Source organism: Caminibacter pacificus, from assembly GCF_003752135.1.
GTDB classification, from domain to species: domain Bacteria; phylum Campylobacterota; class Campylobacteria; order Campylobacterales; family Nautiliaceae; genus Caminibacter; species Caminibacter pacificus.
The window spans coordinates 21,113-45,521 of record NZ_RJVK01000006.1 but is presented as its reverse complement, the minus strand read 5'-3'; the positions used below and the strand labels follow the sequence as shown (position 1 = coordinate 45,521).

The window sequence follows — 24,409 nt, the reverse complement described above, 5'->3', positions numbered from 1 at the left end:
GGAGCAGGTAAAAAATGAACTTTTCGATAGACGATTTAACTTCAATCGCCTTATATGGCGGATTGAGTTTGGTGTTAGTAATTTTTCCGGTACTTGCCATAAGCGGATATTTTTATTATCAATACAAGCAAGGAACGGACGCTAATAACGAACAAATGAAACTTGAGGGTGTTTTAGCAAGAAGTGTGATTTATTCGCTCTCTATTATTACCTTAACAAGTGCGTTTATTATTTTAATTATTATCGCGACACAATCCCCTTATATTGCAAAAGGAATTTATTATTTTTTTACAACAAAATGGACGCCTGAGCTGTTTAATGAGATAATTTCAAATTTTACAGACCCTACCGTTAAAAACGAAGCTATAACATTAACGACAATTATTCTGATTGAATATTTATTATTTATAATTTTCGAAGTTATATCTGTAGGGTTAGTTATCTTTGTATTTTCAGTGTCCTACGTTAAATGTAGAACATCGCTTGATAATTCAACATCTAATATAAATTTTGATTGTTTTTTTACAAGAGCATTTTATTCAACACTTTTTATCGTTATTTTATTTACTTTAATAGAAGCTTCTATGGGCTCCCTTTACACAATTGTGAAGACATCAAACGCAATGAATATAACAAACTTACCTATAACACTCAGTCAATTTGAATATATGACTAAGCTAAGAGAAATATTTAACGACGCAATTACCATATTACAACAACAAAAATAAGGAGTGATTATGAAAAAATTACTATTAATTTCAGCCGTAATGAGTGCTTTTTTATATGCAAAAAGCGATAAGCCTCTAAGTGCGGAAGCTGAAAAATTCTTTTATACTCAAGGTTATAAAGTCGGTTACAAAGACGGATATCAAAAAGGTTATAGAGATGCATTATTGTACGCAGAACGCAAAATCAAAGAGTATATGGCTAAAATAAAAGCGTATGAGGCTGGTAAGTATCTTATCTACAAACAAAAAATTACTTATCCGGAGGTTTATCAGGTTACGGATGATAACGGAAATGTTAGAATAGTGGTAAAAGGTTGTCAAATTGAGAAACCTTTAAGTCCTCAAGATATTGTATTTATCCCAACTCTGCCAAACGGCTATGAGGCAAACGCGCCTATGCCAAACCCGCCTAAATACGTTGAGGATTCTCCGGTAACGAACGCAATAGTAAATAATGAGCTTGAAGCAGTCCCGAAGCTCCCTAAACTGCCTGACGATGAGAAAAAAATTGTATTTTACGAATTCCCAAATACCGCCTTTTATAGAAAAGTATTAAATGAAGCAAATTTAGTCTATTCGATAGACCCTAAAACAAAGCGCCTTAAAGTACTTTTCGACTCACAAAAAGACGCCTTAAGATTCTTAAAACAACATAACTTTAAACTCGGAAAAGATTATTTCTAAGGGTGGGTATGAAAAAAATACTACTATTGTGCGAAAAACCCTCACAAAAAGCGATATTTAGCGAAATAATAGGCTCTCCTAAAAATTTAGGAAGAGCGATAGTCGGAAAATACGGAGAGTATGAAATAACTATTTTTGCCCTTGCGGGGCATATTTTCGGAATACCCGACTTAAAAGAGTTTGATAAGAAGTTTGAGGGAGCATATAAAAATCATATAGACTATCTCCCTTTCCTGCCTCCGGAAGATAATTTTTACCCAAGAAAACCGGACCCGGACAAACTTTCAATTTATAGAGACTTAAAAAATCTATTGTTCGGGTGTGATATTATCCTTGACGCAACCGACCCTGACGATGAGGGTAAAAGTATCAGTAAAGAGATACTTTTATATACAAAGACGATAAATAAACTCGGCGGTTTTGTCAGAACGGACAACTTATCTAAAGAGGCTCTTAAAAAAGAGCTTGAATGGGCGTTAGACAATCTGCACGATAAAAAAAGACTAAGTGAATATCATCTAATGGCTAATAGGGCACTTTTAAAAGGTGATTTAAACTACGGGGTAGGGATAAACGCTTCAAGGTATCTTATCGGTAAAATGGATAAAAAAGTATCGTTTGGGACAGCTCAAACCCGTTTAGTCGATTTAATTGTTAAAAGAACTATAGAATATCTCCAGCACGATAAAAAAACGTTTTTTAATATAAAGTTAAAAACCGATTTGGGTGAGTTTGTGGTAAAACTACCTGATGAGGTAAAATACGACCAAAACAAAGTTTATGAAATAGCGCAAAAAATAGATGAAAAACCTATAAAAATTAAAAAAGTTGAGATAAAACAAAAAGAAGAGCCTCCGCTTAAGTGGTATGACGGGAGTGACCTTGCAAAAGACGCATCAAAAATATTAAAAAAAGACCCGTTTTCACTGCTTGATGAAAAAAAAGGACTGCTTGAGCAAATGTATCTTAATAATATCCTCACATACCCGAGAACGGATAGTAAAAATATGATGCCCGAAAATAACTTTGCCGAACAACAAAAGATAGCGAGCTATTACGCTAAACTCTACGGAGTGGAAATCGACCCTGACTTGAAGAAAAAAGGGTTATGGTACCCCGAGGAGATGGCTGAAAAGTTAAAAATCAATCACACTCCCTGCACGGTTGCAAGAGCGGGAATTGATATAAGCAAACTCTCAAAAGATGAAAAAATTGTGTTTGATTTAGCGGCAAAAAGACTACTTAGTATATTTATGCCAAATCCCATAACTAAAACAATTACCATTAAAGGAGAAGTTGAGGGTGTTGAGGTAGAACTAAAAGAAATAAGCGACATTTCGTTGGGATATAAGGAAATTTACGGAGAAGAGAAAAGAAAAAGTAAAATCCAAAACCCTCAAAACCTTGAAAACAGCATAATAGTACCTGAAGAAACAATTATTATTAAAGACTATACCAAACCGCCGAGTTTATATACCACACGCTCAATCTTAGATGTTATGAAGAAAAAAAACATAGGTGCCGAATCGACTTATAAGTCACTTTTTAACAAAGTTACGGACAAAGAAAGACCATTTGTAGAAATAAGTAAAAATAAACTTTTTGCGACTAAGTTTGCGATTGAATTTATCAAACTTATCCCCCAAGAAGCGGTATATATTATTAATCAGTTTGAAGAGGAGATATTACAAGCTTTAACTGATAAAAAAATCACTTTACAGGAAGCTTTTATTAAGAGAAACGAAATTATTAAAAAAACATTTGAGCTTATTAAAAATTCAATAGACAAAAACGCAGAAGAACTCTCAAAGCTTGCTCAAGACTCAAGGAATATAGGTAAATGTCCTAAATGTAAAGGCAATGTTTTAGCCGGAAAAAACGCTTTTATATGCGAGAATAGAAAAATCGTAAAAACCGAAAACGGCTGGGAAAATCAAGGTAGCTGTGATTTTTATATTCCTTATAAGGTAGATACAGAAAAAATCTCTTACAAACTCACACCCTCAAATTTCAAGAAATTGCTTGAGGGGAAATCCGTCAAAATCGACGTTTTTTATAAACAAAAACAAAAAAGAGTTAAAACTAAAGTGGAACTTGAAAACGGAAAAATAAAATTCATTTTCTAAAAAAAAGGAGAAAAATGAAACTTAGTAATATGGAAAACTTTAACAAAAAAGTAATCAAATTTTTTACGACAAACGCGTGGATAACTACTATAATGATTGTCGTTACTTTCTTATACCTTAATTCAAAAATAGGGGATTTGCTGGATAAAAATCAAGAAACGTTAAGTTATGTTAAAAAGGATTTGGGAAAAGTTATATTTATCTCGAGTACGGGCAATATTGTAGCTCTTAAAAAACAACCGGTATTTTATTCGGATAAAAGAGTTGCTTTATACGTTAAAAATCTTATTCAAGAGCATTTAATTCAAGATTTAGTTTCGGTTTCTAAGGGGTTTAAGGTAAATTATACTTCTTATGAAGATATGATTAAAAAATATACGCCGTTTAAGACATTTTTGCCTTATCTTATAAACAAAAAAATTATTCAGAATTATGCTAAAAACATTTTTGAATTGATAAACGAGGACGAATACCCTGAATATGTTAGAGTATATGATTATAAAATCAACCTTTACAACGTCGATAAAAAAGGTAATTTTACCATTAATATAACTTATTATGCGATAGTAAATGCCTATTATAAAGAGCTTACAACTCTGAATAAATGGAGAAGTAAAAAAGTTAGCTTTAACGTAAAAGCCAAAGGGTTTTTTAACGTCGTTAGATACGGAAATATAGATAATCCTTTTGGGCTTAAATTTACGGAAATCAATATCCCTATTATCACTAAAAGGTAAAATATGCAAGATAAATTTAGAGAGTTTTTATATAAAACACAATATAAGAAAAAACTCTCTATAGGATATTTCTTTTTAACAAAAGAGGGAGTTATTTTTTTAATAATCGCTTATTTATCGTTTAAAGTTTTATTCTTTCCTTTTGCAATGCTAATAAGCTCTTGGCTTTTTTTAATTCTATATAGAAACTTTTCTTATATATATACTGATAAGAAAAACATCTTTTTAGTAAAAAAAATTATGAATTTTCTAAAAGGAAACAAAAATGGCGATTAAAACCTTAGACAAAACAAAAGGGCAAGAGATACAAGAAGATAAAAAATTAAAAGAAAAAGTTACCTTTTCCATTCAAGATATAGCAAAAGCAATTAAAAAAGAAGAAAAAACGAAAGAAAAGCCTAAACCTCAACCTCAACCTCAACAAAACATTAAAGAAGACAATAAAGAAAAAACTAAACAAACATCTCAACAAGAAGACAATCCTAAGGAGAATAAGGAAGTAAAAAAAGAAAACAACAAAAAAATTGAAGCGGAAAATAAGGAAATTGTAAAAAATAAAGAAAACACCCCTGAGGAAACGGAAAAAGAAAAAGAACTAACCCCAAAAGAGCAATTCGAAAAACTCCCGGAAGATGTTAAAAAGGAATTGAAACATTTTAGAAATTTTTTTGAAATTAACTTTAACAAGATAGAAGAAGACGATATCGAAAAAGTACTTGATGAATTCTTTACATACAAATCGGAAAAAGAGCTCAGAAAATCGGCTAAAAGCTTTATAAATGAGCTTCTTGAAGAACTTGAAGAGAGTGATTATTTTGAAAACTTGAAAAAGAAAAAAAAGAGAGATGAAATAATCACAATACAACAAAACTTTAACGAGCAAATACTTAAAGATATACCTCAAGTTTTTATAAACACTCATCAAATTCAAAAAACTCTTCTAAAAGAAGACAATATAATAAATGCGGTATTTGAAGTATATAAGAGCATTTTTAAAGAAGACGAAAAGAGAAGAGAGTTTTTTGAAAAACTAAAAATAGATAAACAAGTTTTTTTAGAAGATATTGTCGATATTAATTTTTTAAGATAAGTCGTTTTTTTCCTATTTCATTCGCTCTCGCATAATATTTGTGAGTCACTCCTATATTGTGGTGACCGAGCCATTCACTTATTGCGGCGATATCGTGCCCCTCTTGAAGTTTTAACATTCCGAAAGTCCGGCGGTATAAATGTAGTCCTTTTTTATTTTTATCAATTCCTAATTTCAACAGAAACTTATTATTTGTTACGTAGAGATTATTATATTTTAAAGGTTTGTTTTTTTTATTTACTATAAAATATTCATTTTCGAATATATTTTCTTTTTTTTTCAATCTCTCATATTTTTCTAAAAATTCTTCTATATTTTCTAATAATATAAAATTTTCTCTTTCTTTGCCCCCTTTTCCTTTAATCTTTAATTTTAAGAACCATTCGTCATCAATAGAGATGTTATTTTTTTTCATTTTTATAAGCTCTTCGGCTCTCATACCCGTTAAGGCGAGTATATAAATAGTTAAAAACGTAGAAAAAACGTTAAGGCTTTTAGTCTTTCTTAGTTTTTCCTTTAAGGCATTTAAGACTTTTTCATATTCGTTCTTAGTAAGGTGAGGTTTGATTTTATGGGGATTTTTAATATTTATTTTAAGTTTAGAAAAATCAAAATTAATATCGTAATTTTCGACAATATGTCTAATAAATAACTTGATAATATCATACTCGTTTTTTACAGAAGAATTTGAAATGCCTTTTTTTTGGAGTTTAAATATATACTCCTTAACTAAAAACGGCTCTAAGTCGTTTATGGTAATATCTTTAATATCTCTTTCTCCGGCATATTCATATAAAAATTCATTAAAATTGTGCAAAACTCTCTCATATCTTTTAATGGTGTTATGAGAGAGCCCTTTAATATGACACTCTTTGATAAAAGAATCGATTTGCTGTTCAAGCATTATTATCCTTTACTTAACTAATTGCAATTAAAACTATTGAAGATATTACACATAATAATGCAAAAAAGTTTAATCCCGCCCATATTTTTACTTTATTTTTATAATAATGATATCCCTTTTTATACCAATAAAGATTGTTTAAATAGTTATGATTTGCATAAATTAAAAACAAGGTGGATACAATGACCCACCCAAGTAATAAAGAGGCTTTCATAACCACATCAATATCATATCCAAATATTGTCATTTTCCCTCCTTTTTTAACAAGTAGAATAATTAATTTCTATAAACGTTTTTTCGTCGATTTTATCACTCATAAAAAGCTCCAAAGAGGAGCAATTAATAACGGCTGGAAAATAAAAATTCTCTTTAGAAAATATTAATACAAGACATAGGGTTAAAAAATTCTTCGGTAGCTTTTTTAGCTTTTAGAATAGCCTCTTGGGTAATTTTAAGACCCTTTTTGTATTTTTCAATCATCTCGATAGTAAAATTCAGGTTTTTAATAAACTCAATCCCAAAAAGTCTTTTAGTAATTTTTTTAAATTCAATTAAACCGGCTTTCTCAGGGAGAAAAGCCGTAGCAAACTCATAGGCAAGTCTGACGTCTTCAGGTTTTATCTCATAATCTTTTGAGACTTCCCTGATAATTCTTTCAACTTCTTTTTTGCTTGCTACATTTATATATTTAGTTTCTTCTCTTAACTCGAGATATGTTCTTAATAGAAATAGCCCTAAAACCAACGGAGCTATATTTACCGGTTTGTCTTCAAGTAAATATAAGCGTTTGTAATAATAGAATACTAACTCTCTATTATGAAAAGTAGGGGAGAGTTTTTTAAGTTTTTGGAAGATATTTATTACTTTAAGCGAATATTCGTCCATAATTTTAACATCCTCTTCTTTAACCTCGGCTATTTCCAAACCTCTGTTAATAAATACATACGCTGCAAACAGCAGCGCAAGTTCTTTTTTTGTTTGTTTTTTCATTTTGCGTCCTTTTTCTTTTTTGTTTTCTTTCCGCAAAAAATCGGTTAAAAGATAAGCATTAAGTCGTTTTTGTGATAAACTACATATTTAACAGGTAATCGATTCTTAATCGGTGTTATTTTCGGTTTTTCTCTTAATCGTTTAAAAATCACCTTATTGCCTTTATACTCTACATTATCGGCAACAGCGATTAATTCTTGAAAAATAGGTGACTTAATTGCTTTTTCTACAATTTCGTTCATTTTTCTCCTTTTAGTTCGGTTTTGTTAAAAATTAAGCTTTAGGTAACTTTTGAAACGTCTAAAAAATACTCTAACAGACAAATAATATCAAAAAATCATACAAAATTAAAGATAAGTATTACTTATCTTTAATTTTTTATAGGTAGTTTTACCCCTAAAACATAAAAAATGTTTTTTATATTATAAAAACTTATCTTTAATTTTTATAATCTATCTTGAATATATGACGATTATTATTTATAATCATATAAATAAAAGTTTAAGGGGTAAATATGGAAAAAAGAAACAATAAAGTCAAATTACTTCAAATAAACATAGATAGAAAAAATAAAGAGATAGATATAGGCTTAGGCATTGAAACATCAAATAGAAACAGAACGTTATTAAATTTAAGTTTTCTTTTATATCAAGAACTTTACTTCTTAGAAAAGCAAAAAGATGAAAATATATTAAAATTAAAGGAAGAGTACAAAGACGGAAGTTTTGCTGAAGCAAATCTATACTATGTTGATAACCCTGAGAAATTAAGTATTGAAATAAAAGGCAATCCGGAGCTTATTAAGTTATTTTTCATAACTTTTATAAAGAAAAATTACATTAACGATATTCTTAACAAAAACGTAATTATCGACGACGAAAGAACATCACAACTCTTTTCTCTTGTTTTAGAAAATAAAATTACTTTAGACGTTGATTCAGATATTTTTTCTGAAATAATCATTTTTGCCACTTTAGCATATCTTGCAGAAAAAAAGTTGAGGATTTTATCGGAAATAAAAGAAAAAGAAGTTATACTTAAGTTAAGTATAAACGGAACCGATGAGGAAAAAGTTTTTAAAATTCCATATCAATTTTAATTAAAAGGAGTAAAAATGAATATCAAAGAAATATTGCCAAGCACAAAAGAGGAAATTCGTGCGTATATAAACAAACTAATAAAAGACGGGAAAATTCCTGAAATAAACCCGCAATTCGTAACTGCGGAGGATATTCAAGAGCTTGATATAAATAATCCTGAAAATATCAAGAACTTTGTAAATAAAGTAAAAAAAAGAGAGTTAAAAGAAATAGCTCAGGGAAACAACGTAAGAATTTCATTTACCCTTAACGAAGTGGAAGACAAAGAAACAATCAAGAAGCTCAAAATGCTAAAGGGGCTTGCGGACGTTGGAAAAAAGAATGCAAATGACTTTTACAAAGCGCTATTCAAAAAAGTGGTTGAGGAAGAATTTAAAAAAGTCGTAGGGGAACTACAATGATAAGAATGTCCCCTAAAGAAGCTAAACGTCTTATTTCTACATATTACAGATATAATCCAAAAACTAAAAAAAACGAATTAATTATAAAACCTTATAGAAACAAAAAATTAAAGGAGAAATAATGTTTAACAAGGTAATTCTTATAGGAAACTTAACAAGAGACCCGGAGTTAAAATATACTCCAAGCGGTACGGCAATAACAAAATTCGGACTTGCAACGAACAGAAAATATAAAGACAACTTAACAGGTGAAGAGAAACAAGAAGTTATGTTTATTGATATTACGCTTTTTGGTAGAAGTGCCGAAATTGCCAATCAGTATCTCAAAAAGGGTAATAAAGTATTAATTGAGGGAAGACTTATACTTGAAAGTTGGGTGGATAGTACCGGACAAAAAAGAAACAAACATTCAATTGTCGCCGAAAAAGTGCAGTTTTTAAGTACAAAACAAGAAAATCAAAATTCTCAGCCCCAAACATCAACACAGCCTATAACTCAATCTCATCAACCTCAAATGCAACAAGACCAACCGCAGTCCGAACAAACAACCGGACAAACAAAATTGCCAAATATCGACATTGACGAAGATGAATTTCCATTTTAACGGAGATTAAAAATGTGTAGTAAGATAAAAGACATCGCAAAAATATTACTAAGCGGAATCGTAGGTATTTTATTCCTATATTATATAGGAATTTCTTTTAAGATTTTAAAATTTTTACCAATATATACCGCAATCTTTACCGCGGTAGGTTTTTCATTAATACTGATGACGATACTAATAATTCCGTTTGCAGTCGCCTTAAGCTTAGACGACTGCGTTTTCTCTTTCTCCATTTTCCTTGCTCCGTTATTATACTATAAAATTTTTATAGGGATAATAGAATCAAATATTTTAAAAACTCTTTATTTTAAGAGTTTGTTTGCTTTTTTTATTACTTCTACAATATATACGTTATTTATATTGTTATTTTTTTTCGTAATTGAAAACATAAAGGAAGAAAATGAAAAAAAATCTTTTCGTATCAGAGAGTTCGATAGGAACTCATTATGATGAAGAACTTAGAAGAATCACAAATTCGGATTTTTTATCTTTTACATTTTATCCCCAACCGGTAGGGGAAACGAAGAATATAATTGAAACTTGCGAAATGAAAATATCAACGCCGATAAAATTAAACAATCAAGACATCTCTATAAAACTAAAAAATATATATTATGATGATATAGTTTATTTTATAACTAAAAAGTATGAGAGCTCATACATTTTTATCGGATATGACCTTGATGAAATGGGTGAGCTTATGTCTTCGATATTGTTTTACAAACTCATTGCAAGCGGCTTTGACAAAGAAAAAATAATAAGAGTTCCGTTTTGTGAGCTCGGTTATCAATATGACAATTTTATCTTTAGCGAATTTATTGATAAGTGTCATTTGGAAAAGTATCTTGAGATAATACATAAAGAAAATAAACTTATTAAAAAAACCGGGTTTGGTTTTAGAAAAAATGAAACAATAGATATTTTGCTAAACAAAAAACCAGACTCGGTTGAAAATCTTAATCCAAACGGAACGAATACAATTACTTACATTACAAAATTTTTAAAAGGAGAAAAATAAATGAACGATGTAGTATTAATGAGCGGGTTTATGAGCATAATAAGTATTTCTACGCTTTTTTTTCTTTTTGCGTTAAGCTACGTAAGTTACGTAATTATTTCAAAAGCCCTAAAACGAAGAAGCTTAAAAAAGAAAATCTCCCTTATAAAAAAAGGGTATGAAATTGAAACTTTTGACAAAGACGGATATCCCGTCATAATTAAGAAAAAAGAGAGTGAAGAGCGATTTTTATTTTAATCTTCTTTTTTTCTTTTTATAAAGAAAAGGGGAGGGTTTTGAAAGTAAAAAACCCTGATAAAAATTAACTTTCTTTTCTTTGAAAAATTTATAATCTTCAAACTCTTCTATACCCTCAACAACAAAAGGGCAATCAAGCGTACAAATAGCATCAAGCAAACTCACAAAAAAAGAGTTGTCTTTCATCTTTACAAACGACCTATCAAGTTTGATTATATCTGGCTTCAAATTCATAATTGTATCGATATTACTCATACCCGTTCCAAAATCGTCAAGCGCAATTTTAAATTTGTATTTTTCTTTTAAGGCTTGAATTCTTTTAATTCCCTCCTCATCAATAAAATCCTCCGTTATTTCGATATAAATTCGGTTTGTTAAACCTTTGTTTTTTAATACTCTTAAAGCTTTTTCAAAAAATTTTATGAAATTAACGTTATGCAAATCTCCCAAATTCAAATTAATAAATACATTTGTATTTATTTGAGGAATAACAAAATAAAAAACTTTTCCGTAAAAAGCTTTAATAAGTCTTATATACTTAGAGTTATTTTGAGTTCTGAGATGTTTGAATATAAAAAGCGGGCTTATAACTTTTCCGTTTTTATTAATTCCTCTTGCAAGTATTTCAACACCAAAGGGTTTTCCGTCTTTTTGGAATATTTTTTGTTTGTAGGGTATAAGTCTAAAAACTTTTTGCATTTCTCTATTTTTCGTCCCCAAATTCATAAAAAGTCCTTTTTTTTCGGTTTTTTTATCCCATTTTGCACTATTGTATTAACAAATTTTCTACTTTTACGGAGAAATGACATAAAAAAGACAAAAATTTAACAAAAAAACACAAAGGAGAAAAAAGGGGGACGAAAAATAAAGAAAAAATAAAGGAAAAATAATGAAAATTTAAAGAAAAATAAAAGTTCTTATAAAGACGGACTATTATTGTTATCGTTATCGTTTGTTTGTTTGATTTCTTTTTTTATAGATTGTTCGATTTGGATATCGTTATTTTCCTCAATTCCGTATTTTTGGGCTATTTTTTTCTGAGCCCTTTGAATAATCTCAATTGCTTCGCTAAGCATTTCATCAATCCTTTGCAATTTATCTTCGATTCTCTCTAAAAGTTCTTCGATTTCTTTACTTAGCTCTTGGATTTTTTCTTGATTTTGTTCTTCTTCTTTTTCTTTCACATCGTCGTTTTTCGTATCTACAAAACTTTCTACACCTTCGATAATTTCGTCTTCGAATTCTTGTTTCTCGTTTTGCTCTTCTTCGGTTTTTTCTAAGGACTTTTTTTCAATAGATTTTTTTTGAGCGTCTTGATATATTTTAGTGGCTTCCTCAAGCTCTTTTTCTGCTTGAAGCAGAATTTCCTTTCCTTTTTTTACGTCTTTGTTAATCTCTTCATCGTCTTCGGTTAATTCATCAAGAAAACCGGTAACTTTAATAAGCTGACCGGTTTTTTGTTTTTCTTCTTCAATTTTTTGAAAAAGTGCTGACATATTAATTTGTTTTTTTTCCTCATTATTATCATCGTTATGATTAACATCAACATCTATATCAATTTTTAACTTTTTGCCGATGTTACTATCGGGGAAAATATTTTCTTTTTCCATTTCCTATCCTTTCCTTTCCTATAAGTTATTTCTCTAACTAAATTATAAAACAAACTTTTCTCTATTTTTAAGAAAAAGAAAGAAAAATATAAAAAAAAGAGGATTTTTTTATATTTCTTGAGAGATATGTGATGTAAGTTCTTGTTCTTGAGTGGTTTCTTTACTTTTTTTTGTTTTTGCTTCGAAAAGCGAATTTTGTGCTTCGTTTTTAAAAGCACCTGTACGCTCTCCACTCATAAAGAATTTATATGTCATTATTTTATCGTAACTTTTTTTCATCGTTTCATTTGTTGAGGTATTCGTAAAAACAATTTCTTCTGCTTCAAGCAACTTAATAAGTAGTTCATTTATATTTTCCTTATTATCAAGAATATCGTTATTAAAAAACTCAGTAAAAATTGCAACAGAGTCTTTGTTTTTAGGCGCTAAAGTTACATCGTATCCCGAATGGAACATAAAAATATCTGCTTTGTCATTATCAACGCTAAAGAGTCTTGACAAAAATTGAATAAACTCTTTACCTTTAGTCATCCTTCCGGTGGCTATAATGTGACTAAGAGCAGATAAATCAAGTCCTCTTGAAACGCTCTCATAGTTTGACACAACTATCGTATAGTATTTTTTGTTTATAGACGAGCGCAGTTGTGAATCAAGTGAAGTTCTTGAAACCGGTATAATCTCAATATTATATGGTTTTATCAACTCTTCTCTGATGCGCGAAAGGATATCTTTTACGTTTAACTCCTCACTGCTCGGGACATTAAAAATAATATTAACTTTTTTATCCATAGGGAAAGAATTAAATTGTTTTGCTCTTATAAGAGCCGTAAGAGTATCAAGTAAGTTAAACACTGCTCCTCCTGTTCTTGCAGAACTGATAACAAATCCTTTTTCTTTGTCTCTTTTTAAGACGTCTTCGATGTTCTTATAAATACCTTTAGAGCCAAGTACATCAAATAAGTCTTCTTCCGCTTTATTTGTAATTCTAAAGTTATACGGAATGTATTTTCCGTCTTCGTTTTGTCTTAGGAGTTCTTTCCATTCTCTTTTTATTGCAAGGTCAAGAGGATAAGTAAATATAACTTTGTGTTCGTCTATATATGGATAGCCCTCATCAAAAAGAATATTTTTAGTAGATAAAGTTTCTCCAAGAATGTTTTTAAATTCTTCAATATAGTCGGTTTCTTTTACTTTAAAACTTACTTCATCGTTACCAAGATTAATTGAGAAACCTCCGCTTTTGGTAATTTCATTCAACTTATTCATATAAATATCGAATATTTTTAAAATAGAATTAAAAACAATCATTTTATCGTCTTTAACGTCTTGCGGAATTAATTTTTCAACATTTTCCATACTTCCGTTATCGTCTATAAAAGTTTTGTATAAGTTATACATAGTATCTTTACCGGAAGTAGAACTTTTACTAAGAAGTGTTTTAATATCATTAACGCTATATTCAAATCCAAGTGCATCAAACACTTTTTTCAGCTCTTTAGTTTGTGTTTTTAACATCTTTATAAAAGAAGAAAAATTTGTAAGTGTATAGAAATAAATTTGGTTAATATAATTAACAGCAGAGTAATATCGAGCTGATTCATAAAAAAATCTAACGCTCATATCGTTATATTCAAATGCTTTTTCAGGTTTTATGCTGTCCGGAGATTGATAAGTAAATTGAAAATTATCTAAATCTAAGAAGTTCATTATCTCTTTTCTACCTTTTAACGTCTCTCTTGACATAATAGAAGAGGAATAAGGGAACATTTTTACAAGAGCCGTCATAGTTTTTGGGTTTAAGATAGACGGAATTAATTTAAAAATTCCGTTATTGTTAATTGAGGATAGTTTGAAAAATTTATTTTGGAATGAATTATCGGATATTTTTTCTTTATAAATTAAAGAAAATACTTTATCTAAATCTTTTGCAAACTCTTCTTTATCAATAGAAAATATCTTTCTTGTATCCATTTCAACTTTATTACTTTCACCTAAATTTGTAAGAGCCCTTAAAATCTCCGTAGCAATTTCGTTAAAGAACTTAAAAGAGTTAAAAACTTTATCTTTAGCTTTACTGCTAACAAAATGCTGATAAGCATTTTCAAAAATATCATCAACTTCCTTATAAGAAAGATAAGGAAGTATTTTTTTTAATTGATTAAGGTTTATTTCATACACCCCTACAAGTTTATTAAAGTTTGCAACGTTTTCTTGAATCATATCAATTGTAAGCTCACCCGAATACCCCATAAGATAAACGAGGTCTTTGCCGTATCCGGCAATAGGTGACCCCGTTGCGATTACGATATTTTTGCCGTCTCCCTGTCCGATTTTTCTAAAAATATTTGCAAGAAGTCCTGAGAGATTTTTATCCGATTCATCCACTATAACGTTTTTGAACTCATTAAGGATAGTTTCCGGGTAAAAATATTTTTTATTCATTGCCGTATTGTTTAATATCAGAGGACTCACCTCATCATTAAACTCATCCGCCTCAAGTTGGAATAATTTTTTAGTGAGATGTACCGAGAAAGTCACTTTTTGAGGTTGTATTGATTTCACATCTTCCAAATGAGGAAGCTCTTTATTTGGGGTTATTTTATCAAAGGATACGATATATTTTTCTTTTACTTCTTCACCTTTACTTTTGTAATTAATCTCAGGGAGAACTATTTTCTCATCAAGAGGGATAAGTCTTATTTTAAGTGGAAATTTGCTTTCAGAAAAAATATGATTAGAAGTTAAAGCGTCACTTAAGATACTAAGATTTTCGTTTCTTCTATTTGATTTTAAAGCTCTTTCCAAATCTGCTAAATAAAAGGCGGTAATTTCTTTGTTTAGTTCAAATACGTCAATTTTATCCTCATCAATAACGTTATTATTTTGCAAAAAACTTAGTAAAGACTGAGGATTAATCTCGATAAACGTTTCTACGTTATCATCAATTGTAACAATTTCTTCTTTATAAATTTTTCCTTGTTCGTTAAGAAAATCTTTAAGGGTGGTAATTACGTAAGGGTCTGTTATCGCAAAATATGAAATAAAATAGTTTAGAGCTTTGTGTTTAGGTAAGACAATTTTATCCTCGCCCGTGTAAAAAGTATAATTAAAATCAGGAATAATGATATTTTCGGTTTCGTCTTCTTTAAATAGAGATTTTACGTTTATTTGAATATCGTATTTATTCAAGATACTGCTTTTTGTAGATAAAACTATTTGTTCAGGTTTTGCTTCTTCATTAAAATTCACAGAATAAAGCAGGCTTTTTGAGATGAGGTCAATCCCTGTCTCTTTATTTGAGTTATTTTTTCTCTGATATTTTTCAAATTCCTCTAAGTAATTTTCATAGTCTTTTGCTATTTCAATAGCAATTCTTTTTTTAGTTTCAGGGTCGTTTGGTAAATATCCTTTTTCTACCATTTTTTCTAAAAACGCAATAGTAGTTATTAAATAATTTTTAGGGCAAGCCATTACAATACTCCTTAGTTTTTAGACAATTATAATGGCAACTTTTCTATTTTGAAGGAGAAAAAGAGAGATTAAAGAGAAGGTGCGTTAAAGTTGTTTTTTTCTTGTAAATTTTCTTTTATTTGATTCGCGATTTTTTCAAATTTATCCCCAAGAGCATATAAAGCAGTCAATAAAATGTTCTTATCTTTTCTATATTTCTGATAAAATTCTGTTAGATAAAACATTTCTGATTCTTGCTTAATTTGCCTATCTTTTTTTAAATTTGCAAAATCAGATAAAATCTCATTATGGTTATAGTTATTTTTCTTCAGAAAAAAATCAAACAAAGTAAAGAGTTTAAATGTTTTTCCAAATTCAACTTCAATCTTGTTGTCTATCCAAAAGTTATATGCTTTTTGTAATTGCTCTTATTATTTATTAAAGTGTCGGCATAGTAGAAAGACTTTGTTTTTTATCTCTGTTTCTGATTTCATTCACAATATATTCAAAATCTTTTCCAAGTGCCGAAACGGCAGAAAGTAAGATAATTTTATCATCCTTATATTTTTTATAAAAATCAGTTAAGTAAAAAAACGCCGGGTCTTCTTTTATTTGCTCGTTTTCTCTTAGTTTAAGATAATCAAATAATATCTCTTTTTCATCATTTGAGAGAGATATTGAGCCGGGATTTTGTTTTAGATAAGAAATTACATATTTTTCATTAATTCCTCGCTCTTTCGCTCTTGCAACTAAATTTTCAGCTAAAGTTATGACATCAAGTGCAATAGTTTCTCCTCCCCATTCAAGTTCATCAAGGATGTTATTTAGTTCTTTCTCTTTTTCCATATTTTTACTCCTTTGGTAAGATTTGCATTTATTATAATCTTAACTTTTCTATTTGAAAAATCTTTTACAAATTTTATACATTGCAAGGGTTTTTTGTAAAATATCTCTCCCCTCAATATTTAAAAACTTTTTCGGGCTTTTTATCTGTTCGCATTCCAATCTTTTAATAACTCTTTCGGCATAAGAATGGTCTATCTTAGAAAAAGTGTTTTTTAAGAAGTTAAAATTTTGACTTTTGTGTTTGTCTTTATAGCCGTATAGTTTTTTTATTTCCACTTTTTTTACATAAAAGTAAGAAGACACTTTTTGAAGTCTATATAAATAAGAGTAAATATCCTTTTCTTTATTGAGTAAATATATTTCCGTATTTATATCAAATCGGTTAATTTTATTAAGACTCATTTATAACCTTTAAGAGTATTATTAAATTTTCTTTCAGGGTTATTTATAACGAAAAGAGGGGAGAGGAGTCGATATTATTGTAGCAAAAATTTTTAATTTTTTAATTCATTTTTAAAAACCTCAACCGCGTTTATGAATTCTTCAAGCGGTTTTATTTTTTCTTCCTTTATGCAGTTTTTTAACTCTTCCAAAGCGTTTTTTAATGCTTCAAAATTATTTTCCTGTTCGTCTTTTTCGTTTAAAAACAGATAGGAGGCAATTCTTGCCCCCAAATACAGATTATGTTTTCCAAACGAAGAATGATATTTAACGCCATTTATATTTTTTGGTGTTTTCCAAATATAAAGAGTTCTTTCAGTAATGCCGACAAAATCGGCGGTTTTTTTTAAAGATATTTTCATTTTTGCTCCTTTTGTAAATTTTTCATATTATGATATATTTCTGATAAAAAATCAAGTAATATTTTCATAAATTTATTGACTTGGCGAATAATATACGTTATAATTTCTTAAAAAGGAACTAAAATGAAAAAAATTAAGTTAGAAAGCGGGAACTATGTGTTTTTCCCGCAAAAGCCTATAAATATAACAAAAGGTTTGGAATTATGGGAAATACATAAAATTTACGGGCTTTCAAAACAGATTCCCATAACTAAAAAGGATTTTGAGAGATTAAGAAAACAAAAAAGCGAGGTAGTATTTGTAAAAAAAGAGCCGTATATTTTTGGAGTTATAAAAGGGCAATACGCCCTTATAAAGATAGAAAGAATTTAAGGAGGATTAAAATGTTAAAAGAAGCAAAACAAATAAAAAATAAATATTCTGAATGTGAGAAAGTTTTAAGATATAACAAATTTTTAGAAAATTTCAGTAAATATTTAATACATTATGGGGGATATTATAAAAATAGAGAAAAAAAAGATAAAGTAAATATCGGTTTTTTATCTAAGTATTTAACTTTTTTGATGGAAAAATTTGATTTAAAAATTGAAGATTTTGAGGTTGTGTCAAACAACATTGAAAACATTAATTTCAACCAAGCTGTTGAATACGATTTACAATTTAATCTCTCAAACGAGTTAATAAGCATAATTCGTAATGAATTAACTGAATTAAATGTCAAAGAAAGCATTATCAACCAAATTGTCGATAACGTTAATGTTAATATTTATCCCGGACACGGAGCTTATATAAGCTCTACATTTTTAAACAAAGCTGGGATATTAAATCAAATCTTTAATGATGTCAATTTTAATATTTTCTTTACGACTTCAATAGACGAAATTAAAGAAAAAATTAAAAAATTTGTATGTTCCAAAAAATTTGGAACATATTTAAAAAATGTTGAACATTGGAGATGGTAAATAATTTTTATCTATAATTTTTTATATATTCCTCCAAATCTTTTTCTTTTTGTTTCCAAAAACCAAAAACCTCGTTAAATAATATGTATTTTTGAAATATGCTTAAACTATTTATTTTATCTTTTAATTTTTTTACAAAGATTTCTAAATCCGCATTTTCAGGTAGAAATTGAGTTATGTTCATAGGTTCGTATTTTTCACATTCTTCTATATGATAACCCCACAATTTTTTTAAAGCCCAAAAATCATTACTTGGTATCGTGGAATTAACACAGGCGATAAGAGCTTTAATTTCGTTTTTGTCAAAAATTTCTCTTAATTCTTTTTTTGTTTCTTCTTCTAAAAATTTATAATCGTCAAGTTTTTTAAGTAAATGCCTTCTCCAATTAGTTTCTTCGTATTCTTTTTGCCACTTTTGTAATGTTCTTACGGGTAATTTAAAATATTCCGCAAGTTCTTTTATCGTTTGGGCAAACATTTTTTCCTCCTTAAAGGACAATTTTCGTTATTTTAACAAATTAACGAATAATTTACAAATTTTTAGAAAAAATCTTCAAACACCCTTGACATAACGAATAATATTCGTTATAATTTAAGTAACAAAACAATGAAAAGGAGCAAAAAATGGCAAATTGGATTGTAGTAAAAGGGAAAAAAGTTGATTTAGAAAAAGCTACGCTATTAGGTGTTTATCAATTTGCAAACCCAAGTGATTTTAATTATGTAAGGGAGGAATTGTATAAAACAGCAAAAGGTAATTATCTCCTTGTTGGTGAAGGTGGAGCAAATTCGAAATATGCCGAACAGATTGCAACCAGAACATCGGCGGGGGGTGAGAAAAAATATTTTATTTCTAAAGAAGAAGCTATAAGGCTTCTTGAAAAATGGCATGAAGAAGAAAGTCTTTTAAAAGAATTTGGCGATGAACTTGAGGAGGCTTAAAATGTTAGAGTATAAAATTTCGGTGGTTGTAAATTCTACCAATTCAGAAGCAAAAAGATATTTGTTTGAATGCTGGGGAGATAACAGAATTTCTCCCCAAGTAGCGTATATGGCGGGATTGAAAAACAAAGATTACATTAATTACGTTTATTTTGATACTTTAAAAGAGCTTGAATCAATTTTAAAAGCATTAAAAGAAAGATTGTCTGTTCCAAAAGAAAAAGACGAAACGGGCGGACTTTATTTAAAAACCGAATATTCTCAAGAAGAAATCGAAAAGATTATAAACGATATTGAAAATATCGCTAAAAAAACAATCGAATGGTTTGAAAAAATTAAAAAAGAAAGAAAAAAACAGACTTTTATTTCAAAAGAAGGGAAGAAATTGTTAAAGACTTCTCGATAACAATACTATCTCATCGCATCAGCCGACTTTTTCATTTTTTCTTCATCCAAATGCGTATATCTCATCGTAGTTCTTATATTATCGTGTCCTAATCGTTCCTTTAAAAGCAAAACATCCTGCATTTTCTTATAAAACAGACTTGCGTGTGTATGCCTTAATAAGTGCATACCTTTTTTGGTTGTTAATATTCCCGCTTTTAAAAATAATTTTTTTAAAATATTTTCCATTGTTTGCGATGATATTTTTTTACACTTATTCGTAATTATTAAATATTCTTTTGCAAGTTCGCACGGCTCTTCCAAACTATTTAGAAAATCTTTTCTTTTCTCCAAATATTCCTCGTATGCTTTTTTAATCGTATATTTTCCTTTGGAATAGGGGATGGATACTACACGGCTTTTTTGGTTTTTGCTCTCTTCGATAAATACTTCCATAATATCATCTTTTTTATTAATATATATGTCTTTTAGCTTTAAATTTGCAATCTCGCTTATTCTTAATCCTCCGAATAAGGCAAACTGAATAGTAAGTCTATATAACGCTTTTAGATATTCGCTTGGTTTTTTAGTATTTCCCGTTTTAAATTCGTATTGTTCTATCGTTTCAAGCAATCTGTCTATCTCTTCTTCGCACAAATAGTCGGGCTTTTTGTCTTTTAAGCGATACAAATTGCTTTGCCATTTCGATACTTTTAATTTAAAGGAAAAATTGCTATCTCTTAATGATAGATTGTCTTCAATAAACTTTAAAAAATTTATAACTGCGTTTTTGTAATTTTCCATCGTTGATTTGCTTTTGTTTGCCGTTATTTGCGTTAAAAACTCAATTACCAAGAAAGTATCTATATCTTCCATTTTTTCGATTGCATTGTTTTCTATAAGCCACTGCGTAAATTTGTAATTTTTAATAAAATATTCGTATGCTGAAGATATATGTTTTGATTTTTTCATAATTTCGTGAAGTTCTTTAAAGTTTTTAGCGTATTCTATTTGTTTAATAAGCGTCTTTATTTGTTCTTCGTTTGCGTTTTTAAGCGATAGAATCATTGCTTTAAATTTGGTATATTGTTGTAGCCAAAAGAATAGGGTATCGTGTATATTGTCTTTAGCGTTAAGATTAAAGCGTGGCATTTATCGTCCTTTTTTTTATTTATTTTTTCATTATTTCAAACATAATATTTATTAAATTAAACAAAATATAAAAAATTAACAATAAACTTAAAAATCCAAAAAACAAAATGATTTCATCTATAAAAGTTAAAAGTATTCTTTCAAGAAATGCTATTTTAGGGTTTTTAATACTTTCATAGTAAAATATTATTTCCGTTAAGAAAACAAAAAGCAAGAAATATAACATATCTTTAAATTTTTGTTTTTCTCTCGATTCTTCATATTCCAATTTGTCTGAAAAAAACAAAATATAAATTATTTTCCCTGTAATAAACAATAAAAAGCTATTTATTAAAAATAATACTATTATTTTCATTGTTATCTTCTTGTATTTATAAAATTTATAAGTTCATTTTTTATTTTTTCATCACCTTTTCCGTCAAAAGTTATAAAAGTTTCGTTTTTATTTAGTTTTTCTTTTATTTTTTTTATTTCATATTCTGTTAAATATGGAGTTTTAATATAAAGCTCGTGTTCTTCAATACCATATTGATGAAATTCATCTATGATAACGGGTATTTTTCTTATATCATAAGCAATATACATTATTTACTCCTTATTAATTCATACCAAACTGCGTAATAATCCATTAATGTTCTTGCTCTTTTAGGTCTTGTTAAAAAACCTATTTTTGTAAGTTTTTTCATATATTTTTTAACTTTTTTTTCCGCCTCTTTATCATTTTTTATCTGTTCCGCTTCCTTAACAACTTCTGCCATATTAATATCAGTCAACATCGTGGTATAAATAGTCCCGTATGCTTTTGCAAAAGCGACTATTCTTCTTAATGTTTCAGCTTCTTGTTTATTTATTTTTATTCTTTCCTGCTTAAAATTTTCGCAAATATCCTCTGTTTCACTTAACAATCTCTTATTAAAAAGAGTGCATACGTTAAAAAATCTTCTGCCTTGCTTTTTATATGCGTAATAAATACAGGCTTTACAGGTTTTTTTCCATTTCATTTTTTATTGTTCCTTAAAAATATTAGACGGATACTCAAATTTATTATCACTCCAGCTGTTTTTTTTATTTTTTATAATATTTTCCAACCATTCTCCTATTGTTCCTCCCAATAATCCATAAAAACTTGCTTTAAACGGGTTTAATATTTCCGGGATATGAAGACTTAAAGGAAACCATAAATATAAAAAGTAAAAAAGTCCTATAATTCCAAATAGGGTAACTATTTTGCTATCAAGTTTGATTCTTTTACTTTTAATAAAAAATACGAAAAAAAACATATAAAGAGATAAACCAAAATATAATGCAAAATCTTTAACAAAAAACGGAATTAAAACATTATATGTTTGTAAAATTATCTCGTTAAAGCTGTTCATTCTTTTTCCTTAATTTTTTTATTTTCTTTATTATGTCAATATTATCAGTAATTATTTTACTATATTGAATTTTTATAAAAATCAAAACCATTTCAAAACAAACTCAGTAACACCAAGCTCTTCAATATCAATAAGAGTTTTTAATTGACTATTTTTAACTTCACTGCAATTTTGTATTGTTACTACAAAATTACCTTCATAACTACAACACGGCTGATTTAAAATTAATTTATTATCTACCAAACGAAAAGAATAATTATCAAGTCCTTTAAATTTAACGTTATATAAATATAAATGATTTCCGCTAACATAATCTACAATTTTTTCTCCTTGAACTTCAAAATTTCTATATTTTTTATACAATTTAGTTCTGTTTGAGATTTTCCAAGTTGGGTATTTTTCTCTTATAGCTTTTAAATCTTTTTGTAATTCCCAAAAAGTTTCTGTCATTTCTTTTAAATCATTAAATGTAAATACCGTTTCCATTATAGCTCCTTTTTTTATTATTATAACGCCCTAAACTTAAAACAACCTTATAACCTCGTAGAAAAGGTAACATTTTCTAAATGGATTTTATATTAATTATTGATTGTGGGCTCTATTGCTTTATATATTCTTTTAGCAAGAAAATATGTTGAATTTGCTAAAAGCCCTCTTCTTTTCCTCCTTTTTCTTTAAATTTTTTTTCAATCTTCTCTATTCTATATAATAAAAATTGGGCTGGAAAACAATCGCACTTTTTGAATTCCTTCTTGTTTTTAATAAGCTCTACTATTAATTTTTTTATTTTATAGTTGAACGGGTTGGTTTTTTTAATATTGTATATTGCTCTTTTGTTAAAAATTTCTCGATATCAAAATTATCAAACACCTGAGAAACTATATATTTTAATTTATCTTTAGTCAAAATTTCTTCTTTATAGTCTCGATATGTTTCGGTGAGATAAAAAAATCCTTTATCCTGTTCTATTTTTTCTCTTTCTTTTTCTAAGAAAGCAATATAATATCCCTCTGCTTTTTCAAAATCTTCAATAATCCCCTCTTCTTTAAGTTTTTCGAGAGTCATTTTAACCGCTATAATTGTCCCTATTTTAAAAGAGTCGGGACATCTATATTTATCAAGTCTGACAATGATATCGGCTGTTTCTTTACTATTATCATCATTTTCATATCTTATTGCAAGGACAGACTTCCATTTATCAGGCTGTCCGAAAATGAAACAACCGATATTTTTTGCCGGCAATGTTTCATCATTATCAAAATACACTTCCGGGAACTCTCTTTTTAAACAATTTCTCATCTCAAGCATAAAACTCCCGGCTGAGGCGTAAATTCCCTCCATAACTTCGACTTTTTTGTAATTTTTTACTTTAAATATATCAATATACATTTTACTTCTCCTTTAAAATTTCATAAGCACTCTGTTTTTGTATTTTATCCAAAATAAATACTTGCTTTTTTTTCTCCAAAAGGATATTTTTATATAAAACCTCAAGCTTTTTTGAAAGTTCAAGCTTTTTCTTAAGTCTTTTTTGTAATTCTTTTTCTTTTTTTATAAGATTTTGCAAGCTATTGCGTATCTTTTGATTATGATTTTGTATAACCGATGAGGTTGTGGCTTTTTGTGAGAATGAATTTGACTCAAAGTTATGTATAGGGCAAATGTAAGAAAACGAAAAAGAAAAAAACATAGCTATTATAATGATTTTTTTCATATATAGTCCTTTAAACAATTAAAGATATTTCGGTTGTAAGCAATACAAAAAGAATAAGTACTACGATGTTTTCTTCAATGCTCCCCGTTCTAAACCTTAAACTTTTGGGAGCTATACAAATAGTTTTGTTTGAGATAGGGTAAAAGAACTTTACACAGCTTTTCGTAAGCATATCCCCTATATCGTGCAAAATACACCCTACACCAATAAAAAATAAAAATATCTGCAAATAAAAAATATTAAAATTATAAAAACTATTGTAACAAAAATAACAATACGGCACTAAAAAGGCAAATAAGATAGGTATAAGAGCAAAAAATATCGTATGAGTAAAACCTCGATGTTTAACAAAAAAACTTATCAGAAAAGAAATAATGGGGATTTTTCTACCTATATAACTACCCGGTTCGTCTATATCAGGCAGAAGCGCACCTAAAATCACTCCTGCAATAGCATAATAAAACTGAGCTGAAGGATAAGGAAAAATTGCATTTATAAAAGGTAAAGATACACTTGTAGCAAGTATAATATGTCCTCTAAAAGTCATCTCT

38 protein-coding genes are annotated in these 24,409 nt (G+C 28.5%); 16 read left to right on the top strand and 22 right to left on the bottom strand.

Going from position 1 to position 24,409, the window contains the following annotated elements; genetic code table 11:
- Positions 1–14: 14 nt before the first annotated feature.
- From EDC58_RS09690 to EDC58_RS09665, 6 genes are read left to right on the top strand one after another with little or no spacing between them, the layout of a single operon-like run.
- Complete coding sequence (locus tag EDC58_RS09690) at positions 15–728, top strand: hypothetical protein (protein WP_123353323.1); 714 nt, start codon at positions 15–17, stop codon at positions 726–728.
- Positions 729–737: 9 nt separating this feature from the next.
- Entirely contained in the window at positions 738–1,412 is a 675-nt protein-coding gene (locus EDC58_RS09685; protein ID WP_123353322.1) for a hypothetical protein, read from the top strand.
- Between the two features lie 8 nt (positions 1,413–1,420).
- Positions 1,421–3,538, top strand: a complete 2,118-nt coding sequence (locus EDC58_RS09680; protein ID WP_123353321.1) for a DNA topoisomerase — start codon at positions 1,421–1,423, stop codon at positions 3,536–3,538.
- A gap of 14 nt (positions 3,539–3,552) precedes the next feature.
- A complete protein-coding gene (locus EDC58_RS09675) occupies positions 3,553–4,275 on the top strand; it encodes a hypothetical protein (protein ID WP_123353320.1) in 723 nt (240 codons plus the stop codon).
- Positions 4,276–4,278: 3 nt separating this feature from the next.
- Entirely contained in the window at positions 4,279–4,551 is a 273-nt protein-coding gene (locus tag EDC58_RS09670) for a hypothetical protein (RefSeq protein WP_123353319.1), read from the top strand.
- Positions 4,541–5,365, top strand: a complete 825-nt coding sequence (locus tag EDC58_RS09665) for a hypothetical protein (RefSeq protein WP_123353318.1) — start codon at positions 4,541–4,543, stop codon at positions 5,363–5,365. The genes EDC58_RS09670 and EDC58_RS09665 overlap by 11 nt, the downstream gene beginning before the upstream one ends.
- On the opposite strand, the gene EDC58_RS09660 is transcribed toward EDC58_RS09665, so the two are convergent.
- The 4 genes from EDC58_RS09660 to EDC58_RS09645 all read right to left on the bottom strand — a co-directional run bounded on the left by EDC58_RS09660 (position 5,349) and on the right by EDC58_RS09645 (position 7,501).
- Positions 5,349–6,269: a tyrosine-type recombinase/integrase gene (locus tag EDC58_RS09660; protein WP_123353317.1), complete on the bottom strand. Its 921-nt coding sequence runs from the start codon at positions 6,267–6,269 to the stop codon at positions 5,349–5,351. The two genes, EDC58_RS09665 and EDC58_RS09660, sit on opposite strands and share 17 nt — an antisense overlap.
- Positions 6,270–6,282: 13 nt before the next feature.
- Entirely contained in the window at positions 6,283–6,516 is a 234-nt protein-coding gene (locus tag EDC58_RS09655; protein WP_123353316.1) for a hypothetical protein, read from the bottom strand.
- A 122-nt stretch (positions 6,517–6,638) separates the two neighbouring features.
- On the bottom strand, positions 6,639–7,259 hold the full coding sequence (locus EDC58_RS09650) for a hypothetical protein (RefSeq protein WP_123353315.1): 621 nt from the start codon (positions 7,257–7,259) through the stop codon (positions 6,639–6,641).
- A gap of 44 nt (positions 7,260–7,303) precedes the next feature.
- The gene (locus tag EDC58_RS09645; protein WP_123353314.1) at positions 7,304–7,501 is read right to left on the bottom strand and encodes a hypothetical protein; all 198 of its coding nucleotides are present in this window, start codon (positions 7,499–7,501) and stop codon (positions 7,304–7,306) included.
- Between the two features lie 272 nt (positions 7,502–7,773).
- Between EDC58_RS09645 and EDC58_RS09640 the strand changes: the two genes are divergently transcribed.
- The 4 genes from EDC58_RS09640 to ssb are packed head-to-tail and all read left to right on the top strand — an operon-like array spanning position 7,774 to position 9,364.
- Positions 7,774–8,358 (top strand): hypothetical protein, encoded by a 585-nt coding sequence (locus tag EDC58_RS09640; protein WP_123353313.1) that lies wholly within the window; start codon positions 7,774–7,776, stop codon positions 8,356–8,358.
- Positions 8,359–8,373: 15 nt separating this feature from the next.
- Positions 8,374–8,760 (top strand): hypothetical protein, encoded by a 387-nt coding sequence (locus tag EDC58_RS09635; protein ID WP_123353312.1) that lies wholly within the window; start codon positions 8,374–8,376, stop codon positions 8,758–8,760.
- The gene (locus EDC58_RS10330; protein ID WP_268877992.1) at positions 8,757–8,882 is read left to right on the top strand and encodes a hypothetical protein; all 126 of its coding nucleotides are present in this window, start codon (positions 8,757–8,759) and stop codon (positions 8,880–8,882) included. Before EDC58_RS09635 ends, EDC58_RS10330 begins: the two co-directional genes overlap by 4 nt.
- Entirely contained in the window at positions 8,882–9,364 is a 483-nt protein-coding gene (ssb, locus tag EDC58_RS09630; protein WP_123353311.1) for a single-stranded DNA-binding protein, read from the top strand. Before EDC58_RS10330 ends, ssb begins: the two co-directional genes overlap by 1 nt.
- A gap of 80 nt (positions 9,365–9,444) precedes the next feature.
- Here ssb and EDC58_RS10115 read toward each other — a convergent pair whose 3' ends face one another.
- Entirely contained in the window at positions 9,445–9,597 is a 153-nt protein-coding gene (locus tag EDC58_RS10115; protein WP_170151145.1) for a hypothetical protein, read from the bottom strand.
- A 167-nt stretch (positions 9,598–9,764) separates the two neighbouring features.
- On the opposite strand from EDC58_RS10115, the gene EDC58_RS09620 reads away from it, so the two are divergent.
- Together EDC58_RS09620 and EDC58_RS09615 are read left to right on the top strand one after the other, a co-directional pair.
- Positions 9,765–10,382, top strand: a complete 618-nt coding sequence (locus EDC58_RS09620) for a hypothetical protein (protein ID WP_123353309.1) — start codon at positions 9,765–9,767, stop codon at positions 10,380–10,382.
- Positions 10,383–10,619, top strand: coding sequence for a hypothetical protein (locus EDC58_RS09615; RefSeq protein ID WP_123353308.1), 237 nt, complete (start codon positions 10,383–10,385; stop codon positions 10,617–10,619).
- Here the strand turns inward: EDC58_RS09615 and EDC58_RS09610 are convergent.
- The 7 genes from EDC58_RS09610 to EDC58_RS09585 form a co-directional block, all read right to left on the bottom strand.
- Positions 10,611–11,345, bottom strand: a complete 735-nt coding sequence (locus EDC58_RS09610) for an EAL domain-containing protein (RefSeq protein ID WP_123353307.1) — start codon at positions 11,343–11,345, stop codon at positions 10,611–10,613. The two genes, EDC58_RS09615 and EDC58_RS09610, sit on opposite strands and share 9 nt — an antisense overlap.
- Positions 11,346–11,536: 191 nt before the next feature.
- Positions 11,537–12,229 carry a hypothetical protein gene (locus tag EDC58_RS09605; protein ID WP_123353306.1) on the bottom strand — a complete coding sequence of 231 codons (693 nt, stop codon included), beginning with the start codon at positions 12,227–12,229 and terminating at the stop codon, positions 11,537–11,539.
- Positions 12,230–12,337: 108 nt separating this feature from the next.
- Positions 12,338–15,700: a hypothetical protein gene (locus EDC58_RS09600; RefSeq protein ID WP_123353305.1), complete on the bottom strand. Its 3,363-nt coding sequence runs from the start codon at positions 15,698–15,700 to the stop codon at positions 12,338–12,340.
- 68 nt (positions 15,701–15,768) lie between these two features.
- Positions 15,769–15,924, bottom strand: a complete 156-nt coding sequence (locus tag EDC58_RS10160; protein WP_211325252.1) for a hypothetical protein — start codon at positions 15,922–15,924, stop codon at positions 15,769–15,771.
- Between the two features lie 193 nt (positions 15,925–16,117).
- Positions 16,118–16,525 carry a hypothetical protein gene (locus EDC58_RS09595; protein ID WP_123353304.1) on the bottom strand — a complete coding sequence of 136 codons (408 nt, stop codon included), beginning with the start codon at positions 16,523–16,525 and terminating at the stop codon, positions 16,118–16,120.
- A 48-nt stretch (positions 16,526–16,573) separates the two neighbouring features.
- Entirely contained in the window at positions 16,574–16,927 is a 354-nt protein-coding gene (locus EDC58_RS09590) for a hypothetical protein (protein WP_123353303.1), read from the bottom strand.
- Positions 16,928–17,019: 92 nt separating this feature from the next.
- Positions 17,020–17,328: a hypothetical protein gene (locus tag EDC58_RS09585; protein WP_123353302.1), complete on the bottom strand. Its 309-nt coding sequence runs from the start codon at positions 17,326–17,328 to the stop codon at positions 17,020–17,022.
- Positions 17,329–17,451: 123 nt separating this feature from the next.
- Here EDC58_RS09585 and EDC58_RS09580 point away from each other — a divergent pair, with 123 nt between their 5' ends.
- The gene (locus EDC58_RS09580; protein ID WP_123353301.1) at positions 17,452–17,700 is read left to right on the top strand and encodes a hypothetical protein; all 249 of its coding nucleotides are present in this window, start codon (positions 17,452–17,454) and stop codon (positions 17,698–17,700) included.
- An 11-nt stretch (positions 17,701–17,711) separates the two neighbouring features.
- Entirely contained in the window at positions 17,712–18,290 is a 579-nt protein-coding gene (locus EDC58_RS09575) for a hypothetical protein (protein WP_123353300.1), read from the top strand.
- A 7-nt stretch (positions 18,291–18,297) separates the two neighbouring features.
- Here EDC58_RS09575 and EDC58_RS09570 read toward each other — a convergent pair whose 3' ends face one another.
- Entirely contained in the window at positions 18,298–18,768 is a 471-nt protein-coding gene (locus EDC58_RS09570) for a hypothetical protein (protein WP_123353299.1), read from the bottom strand.
- 146 nt (positions 18,769–18,914) lie between these two features.
- Here EDC58_RS09570 and EDC58_RS09565 point away from each other — a divergent pair, with 146 nt between their 5' ends.
- On the top strand, positions 18,915–19,232 hold the full coding sequence (locus tag EDC58_RS09565; RefSeq protein ID WP_123353298.1) for a hypothetical protein: 318 nt from the start codon (positions 18,915–18,917) through the stop codon (positions 19,230–19,232).
- Position 19,233: 1 nt separating this feature from the next.
- Positions 19,234–19,638 (top strand): hypothetical protein, encoded by a 405-nt coding sequence (locus tag EDC58_RS09560; RefSeq protein WP_123353297.1) that lies wholly within the window; start codon positions 19,234–19,236, stop codon positions 19,636–19,638.
- Between the two features lie 5 nt (positions 19,639–19,643).
- On the opposite strand, the gene EDC58_RS09555 is transcribed toward EDC58_RS09560, so the two are convergent.
- From EDC58_RS09555 to EDC58_RS09515, 9 genes are all read right to left on the bottom strand, one after another.
- Entirely contained in the window at positions 19,644–20,768 is a 1,125-nt protein-coding gene (locus EDC58_RS09555) for a tyrosine-type recombinase/integrase (protein WP_123353296.1), read from the bottom strand.
- 19 nt (positions 20,769–20,787) lie between these two features.
- Positions 20,788–21,123, bottom strand: coding sequence for a hypothetical protein (locus EDC58_RS09550; RefSeq protein WP_123353295.1), 336 nt, complete (start codon positions 21,121–21,123; stop codon positions 20,788–20,790).
- A gap of 2 nt (positions 21,124–21,125) precedes the next feature.
- Complete coding sequence (locus EDC58_RS09545) at positions 21,126–21,353, bottom strand: hypothetical protein (RefSeq protein ID WP_123353294.1); 228 nt, start codon at positions 21,351–21,353, stop codon at positions 21,126–21,128.
- Positions 21,353–21,769: a hypothetical protein gene (locus EDC58_RS09540; protein ID WP_123353293.1), complete on the bottom strand. Its 417-nt coding sequence runs from the start codon at positions 21,767–21,769 to the stop codon at positions 21,353–21,355. Before EDC58_RS09540 ends, EDC58_RS09545 begins: the two co-directional genes overlap by 1 nt.
- Before the next feature lie 3 nt (positions 21,770–21,772).
- Positions 21,773–22,144, bottom strand: coding sequence for a hypothetical protein (locus EDC58_RS09535; protein WP_123353292.1), 372 nt, complete (start codon positions 22,142–22,144; stop codon positions 21,773–21,775).
- Positions 22,145–22,225: 81 nt separating this feature from the next.
- Positions 22,226–22,630, bottom strand: a complete 405-nt coding sequence (locus EDC58_RS09530; RefSeq protein ID WP_123353291.1) for a hypothetical protein — start codon at positions 22,628–22,630, stop codon at positions 22,226–22,228.
- A gap of 297 nt (positions 22,631–22,927) precedes the next feature.
- Entirely contained in the window at positions 22,928–23,533 is a 606-nt protein-coding gene (locus EDC58_RS09525) for a hypothetical protein (RefSeq protein ID WP_123353290.1), read from the bottom strand.
- Position 23,534: 1 nt separating this feature from the next.
- Positions 23,535–23,858, bottom strand: a complete 324-nt coding sequence (locus tag EDC58_RS09520) for a hypothetical protein (protein ID WP_123353289.1) — start codon at positions 23,856–23,858, stop codon at positions 23,535–23,537.
- A gap of 10 nt (positions 23,859–23,868) precedes the next feature.
- Positions 23,869–24,405, bottom strand: a complete 537-nt coding sequence (locus EDC58_RS09515) for a metal-dependent hydrolase (RefSeq protein ID WP_123353288.1) — start codon at positions 24,403–24,405, stop codon at positions 23,869–23,871.
- Between the last annotated feature and the right edge of the window lie 4 nt (positions 24,406–24,409).

Excerpts from the sequence above, each read along its gene's own strand:
- EDC58_RS09690 (WP_123353323.1), top strand. The coding sequence starts at position 15 with ATGAACTTTTCGATAGACGATTTAACTTCAATCGCCTTATATGGCGGA.
- EDC58_RS09685 (WP_123353322.1), top strand. The coding sequence starts at position 738 with ATGAAAAAATTACTATTAATTTCAGCCGTAATGAGTGCTTTTTTATAT.
- EDC58_RS09680 (WP_123353321.1), top strand. The coding sequence starts at position 1,421 with ATGAAAAAAATACTACTATTGTGCGAAAAACCCTCACAAAAAGCGATA.
- EDC58_RS09675 (WP_123353320.1), top strand. The coding sequence starts at position 3,553 with ATGAAACTTAGTAATATGGAAAACTTTAACAAAAAAGTAATCAAATTT.
- EDC58_RS09670 (WP_123353319.1), top strand. The coding sequence starts at position 4,279 with ATGCAAGATAAATTTAGAGAGTTTTTATATAAAACACAATATAAGAAA.
- EDC58_RS09665 (WP_123353318.1), top strand. The coding sequence starts at position 4,541 with ATGGCGATTAAAACCTTAGACAAAACAAAAGGGCAAGAGATACAAGAA.
- EDC58_RS09660 (WP_123353317.1), bottom strand. The coding sequence starts at position 6,269 with ATGCTTGAACAGCAAATCGATTCTTTTATCAAAGAGTGTCATATTAAA.
- EDC58_RS09655 (WP_123353316.1), bottom strand. The coding sequence starts at position 6,516 with ATGACAATATTTGGATATGATATTGATGTGGTTATGAAAGCCTCTTTA.
- EDC58_RS09650 (WP_123353315.1), bottom strand. The coding sequence starts at position 7,259 with ATGAAAAAACAAACAAAAAAAGAACTTGCGCTGCTGTTTGCAGCGTAT.
- EDC58_RS09645 (WP_123353314.1), bottom strand. The coding sequence starts at position 7,501 with ATGAACGAAATTGTAGAAAAAGCAATTAAGTCACCTATTTTTCAAGAA.
- EDC58_RS09640 (WP_123353313.1), top strand. The coding sequence starts at position 7,774 with ATGGAAAAAAGAAACAATAAAGTCAAATTACTTCAAATAAACATAGAT.
- EDC58_RS09635 (WP_123353312.1), top strand. The coding sequence starts at position 8,374 with ATGAATATCAAAGAAATATTGCCAAGCACAAAAGAGGAAATTCGTGCG.
- EDC58_RS10330 (WP_268877992.1), top strand. The coding sequence starts at position 8,757 with ATGATAAGAATGTCCCCTAAAGAAGCTAAACGTCTTATTTCTACATAT.
- ssb (WP_123353311.1), top strand. The coding sequence starts at position 8,882 with ATGTTTAACAAGGTAATTCTTATAGGAAACTTAACAAGAGACCCGGAG.
- EDC58_RS10115 (WP_170151145.1), bottom strand. The coding sequence starts at position 9,597 with ATGGAGAAAGAGAAAACGCAGTCGTCTAAGCTTAAGGCGACTGCAAAC.
- EDC58_RS09620 (WP_123353309.1), top strand. The coding sequence starts at position 9,765 with ATGAAAAAAAATCTTTTCGTATCAGAGAGTTCGATAGGAACTCATTAT.
- EDC58_RS09615 (WP_123353308.1), top strand. The coding sequence starts at position 10,383 with ATGAACGATGTAGTATTAATGAGCGGGTTTATGAGCATAATAAGTATT.
- EDC58_RS09610 (WP_123353307.1), bottom strand. The coding sequence starts at position 11,345 with ATGAATTTGGGGACGAAAAATAGAGAAATGCAAAAAGTTTTTAGACTT.
- EDC58_RS09605 (WP_123353306.1), bottom strand. The coding sequence starts at position 12,229 with ATGGAAAAAGAAAATATTTTCCCCGATAGTAACATCGGCAAAAAGTTA.
- EDC58_RS09600 (WP_123353305.1), bottom strand. The coding sequence starts at position 15,700 with ATGGCTTGCCCTAAAAATTATTTAATAACTACTATTGCGTTTTTAGAA.
- EDC58_RS10160 (WP_211325252.1), bottom strand. The coding sequence starts at position 15,924 with ATGTTTTATCTAACAGAATTTTATCAGAAATATAGAAAAGATAAGAAC.
- EDC58_RS09595 (WP_123353304.1), bottom strand. The coding sequence starts at position 16,525 with ATGGAAAAAGAGAAAGAACTAAATAACATCCTTGATGAACTTGAATGG.
- EDC58_RS09590 (WP_123353303.1), bottom strand. The coding sequence starts at position 16,927 with ATGAGTCTTAATAAAATTAACCGATTTGATATAAATACGGAAATATAT.
- EDC58_RS09585 (WP_123353302.1), bottom strand. The coding sequence starts at position 17,328 with ATGAAAATATCTTTAAAAAAAACCGCCGATTTTGTCGGCATTACTGAA.
- EDC58_RS09580 (WP_123353301.1), top strand. The coding sequence starts at position 17,452 with ATGAAAAAAATTAAGTTAGAAAGCGGGAACTATGTGTTTTTCCCGCAA.
- EDC58_RS09575 (WP_123353300.1), top strand. The coding sequence starts at position 17,712 with ATGTTAAAAGAAGCAAAACAAATAAAAAATAAATATTCTGAATGTGAG.
- EDC58_RS09570 (WP_123353299.1), bottom strand. The coding sequence starts at position 18,768 with ATGTTTGCCCAAACGATAAAAGAACTTGCGGAATATTTTAAATTACCC.
- EDC58_RS09565 (WP_123353298.1), top strand. The coding sequence starts at position 18,915 with ATGGCAAATTGGATTGTAGTAAAAGGGAAAAAAGTTGATTTAGAAAAA.
- EDC58_RS09560 (WP_123353297.1), top strand. The coding sequence starts at position 19,234 with ATGTTAGAGTATAAAATTTCGGTGGTTGTAAATTCTACCAATTCAGAA.
- EDC58_RS09555 (WP_123353296.1), bottom strand. The coding sequence starts at position 20,768 with ATGCCACGCTTTAATCTTAACGCTAAAGACAATATACACGATACCCTA.
- EDC58_RS09550 (WP_123353295.1), bottom strand. The coding sequence starts at position 21,123 with ATGAAAATAATAGTATTATTTTTAATAAATAGCTTTTTATTGTTTATT.
- EDC58_RS09545 (WP_123353294.1), bottom strand. The coding sequence starts at position 21,353 with ATGTATATTGCTTATGATATAAGAAAAATACCCGTTATCATAGATGAA.
- EDC58_RS09540 (WP_123353293.1), bottom strand. The coding sequence starts at position 21,769 with ATGAAATGGAAAAAAACCTGTAAAGCCTGTATTTATTACGCATATAAA.
- EDC58_RS09535 (WP_123353292.1), bottom strand. The coding sequence starts at position 22,144 with ATGAACAGCTTTAACGAGATAATTTTACAAACATATAATGTTTTAATT.
- EDC58_RS09530 (WP_123353291.1), bottom strand. The coding sequence starts at position 22,630 with ATGGAAACGGTATTTACATTTAATGATTTAAAAGAAATGACAGAAACT.
- EDC58_RS09525 (WP_123353290.1), bottom strand. The coding sequence starts at position 23,533 with ATGTATATTGATATATTTAAAGTAAAAAATTACAAAAAAGTCGAAGTT.
- EDC58_RS09520 (WP_123353289.1), bottom strand. The coding sequence starts at position 23,858 with ATGAAAAAAATCATTATAATAGCTATGTTTTTTTCTTTTTCGTTTTCT.
- EDC58_RS09515 (WP_123353288.1), bottom strand. The coding sequence starts at position 24,405 with ATGACTTTTAGAGGACATATTATACTTGCTACAAGTGTATCTTTACCT.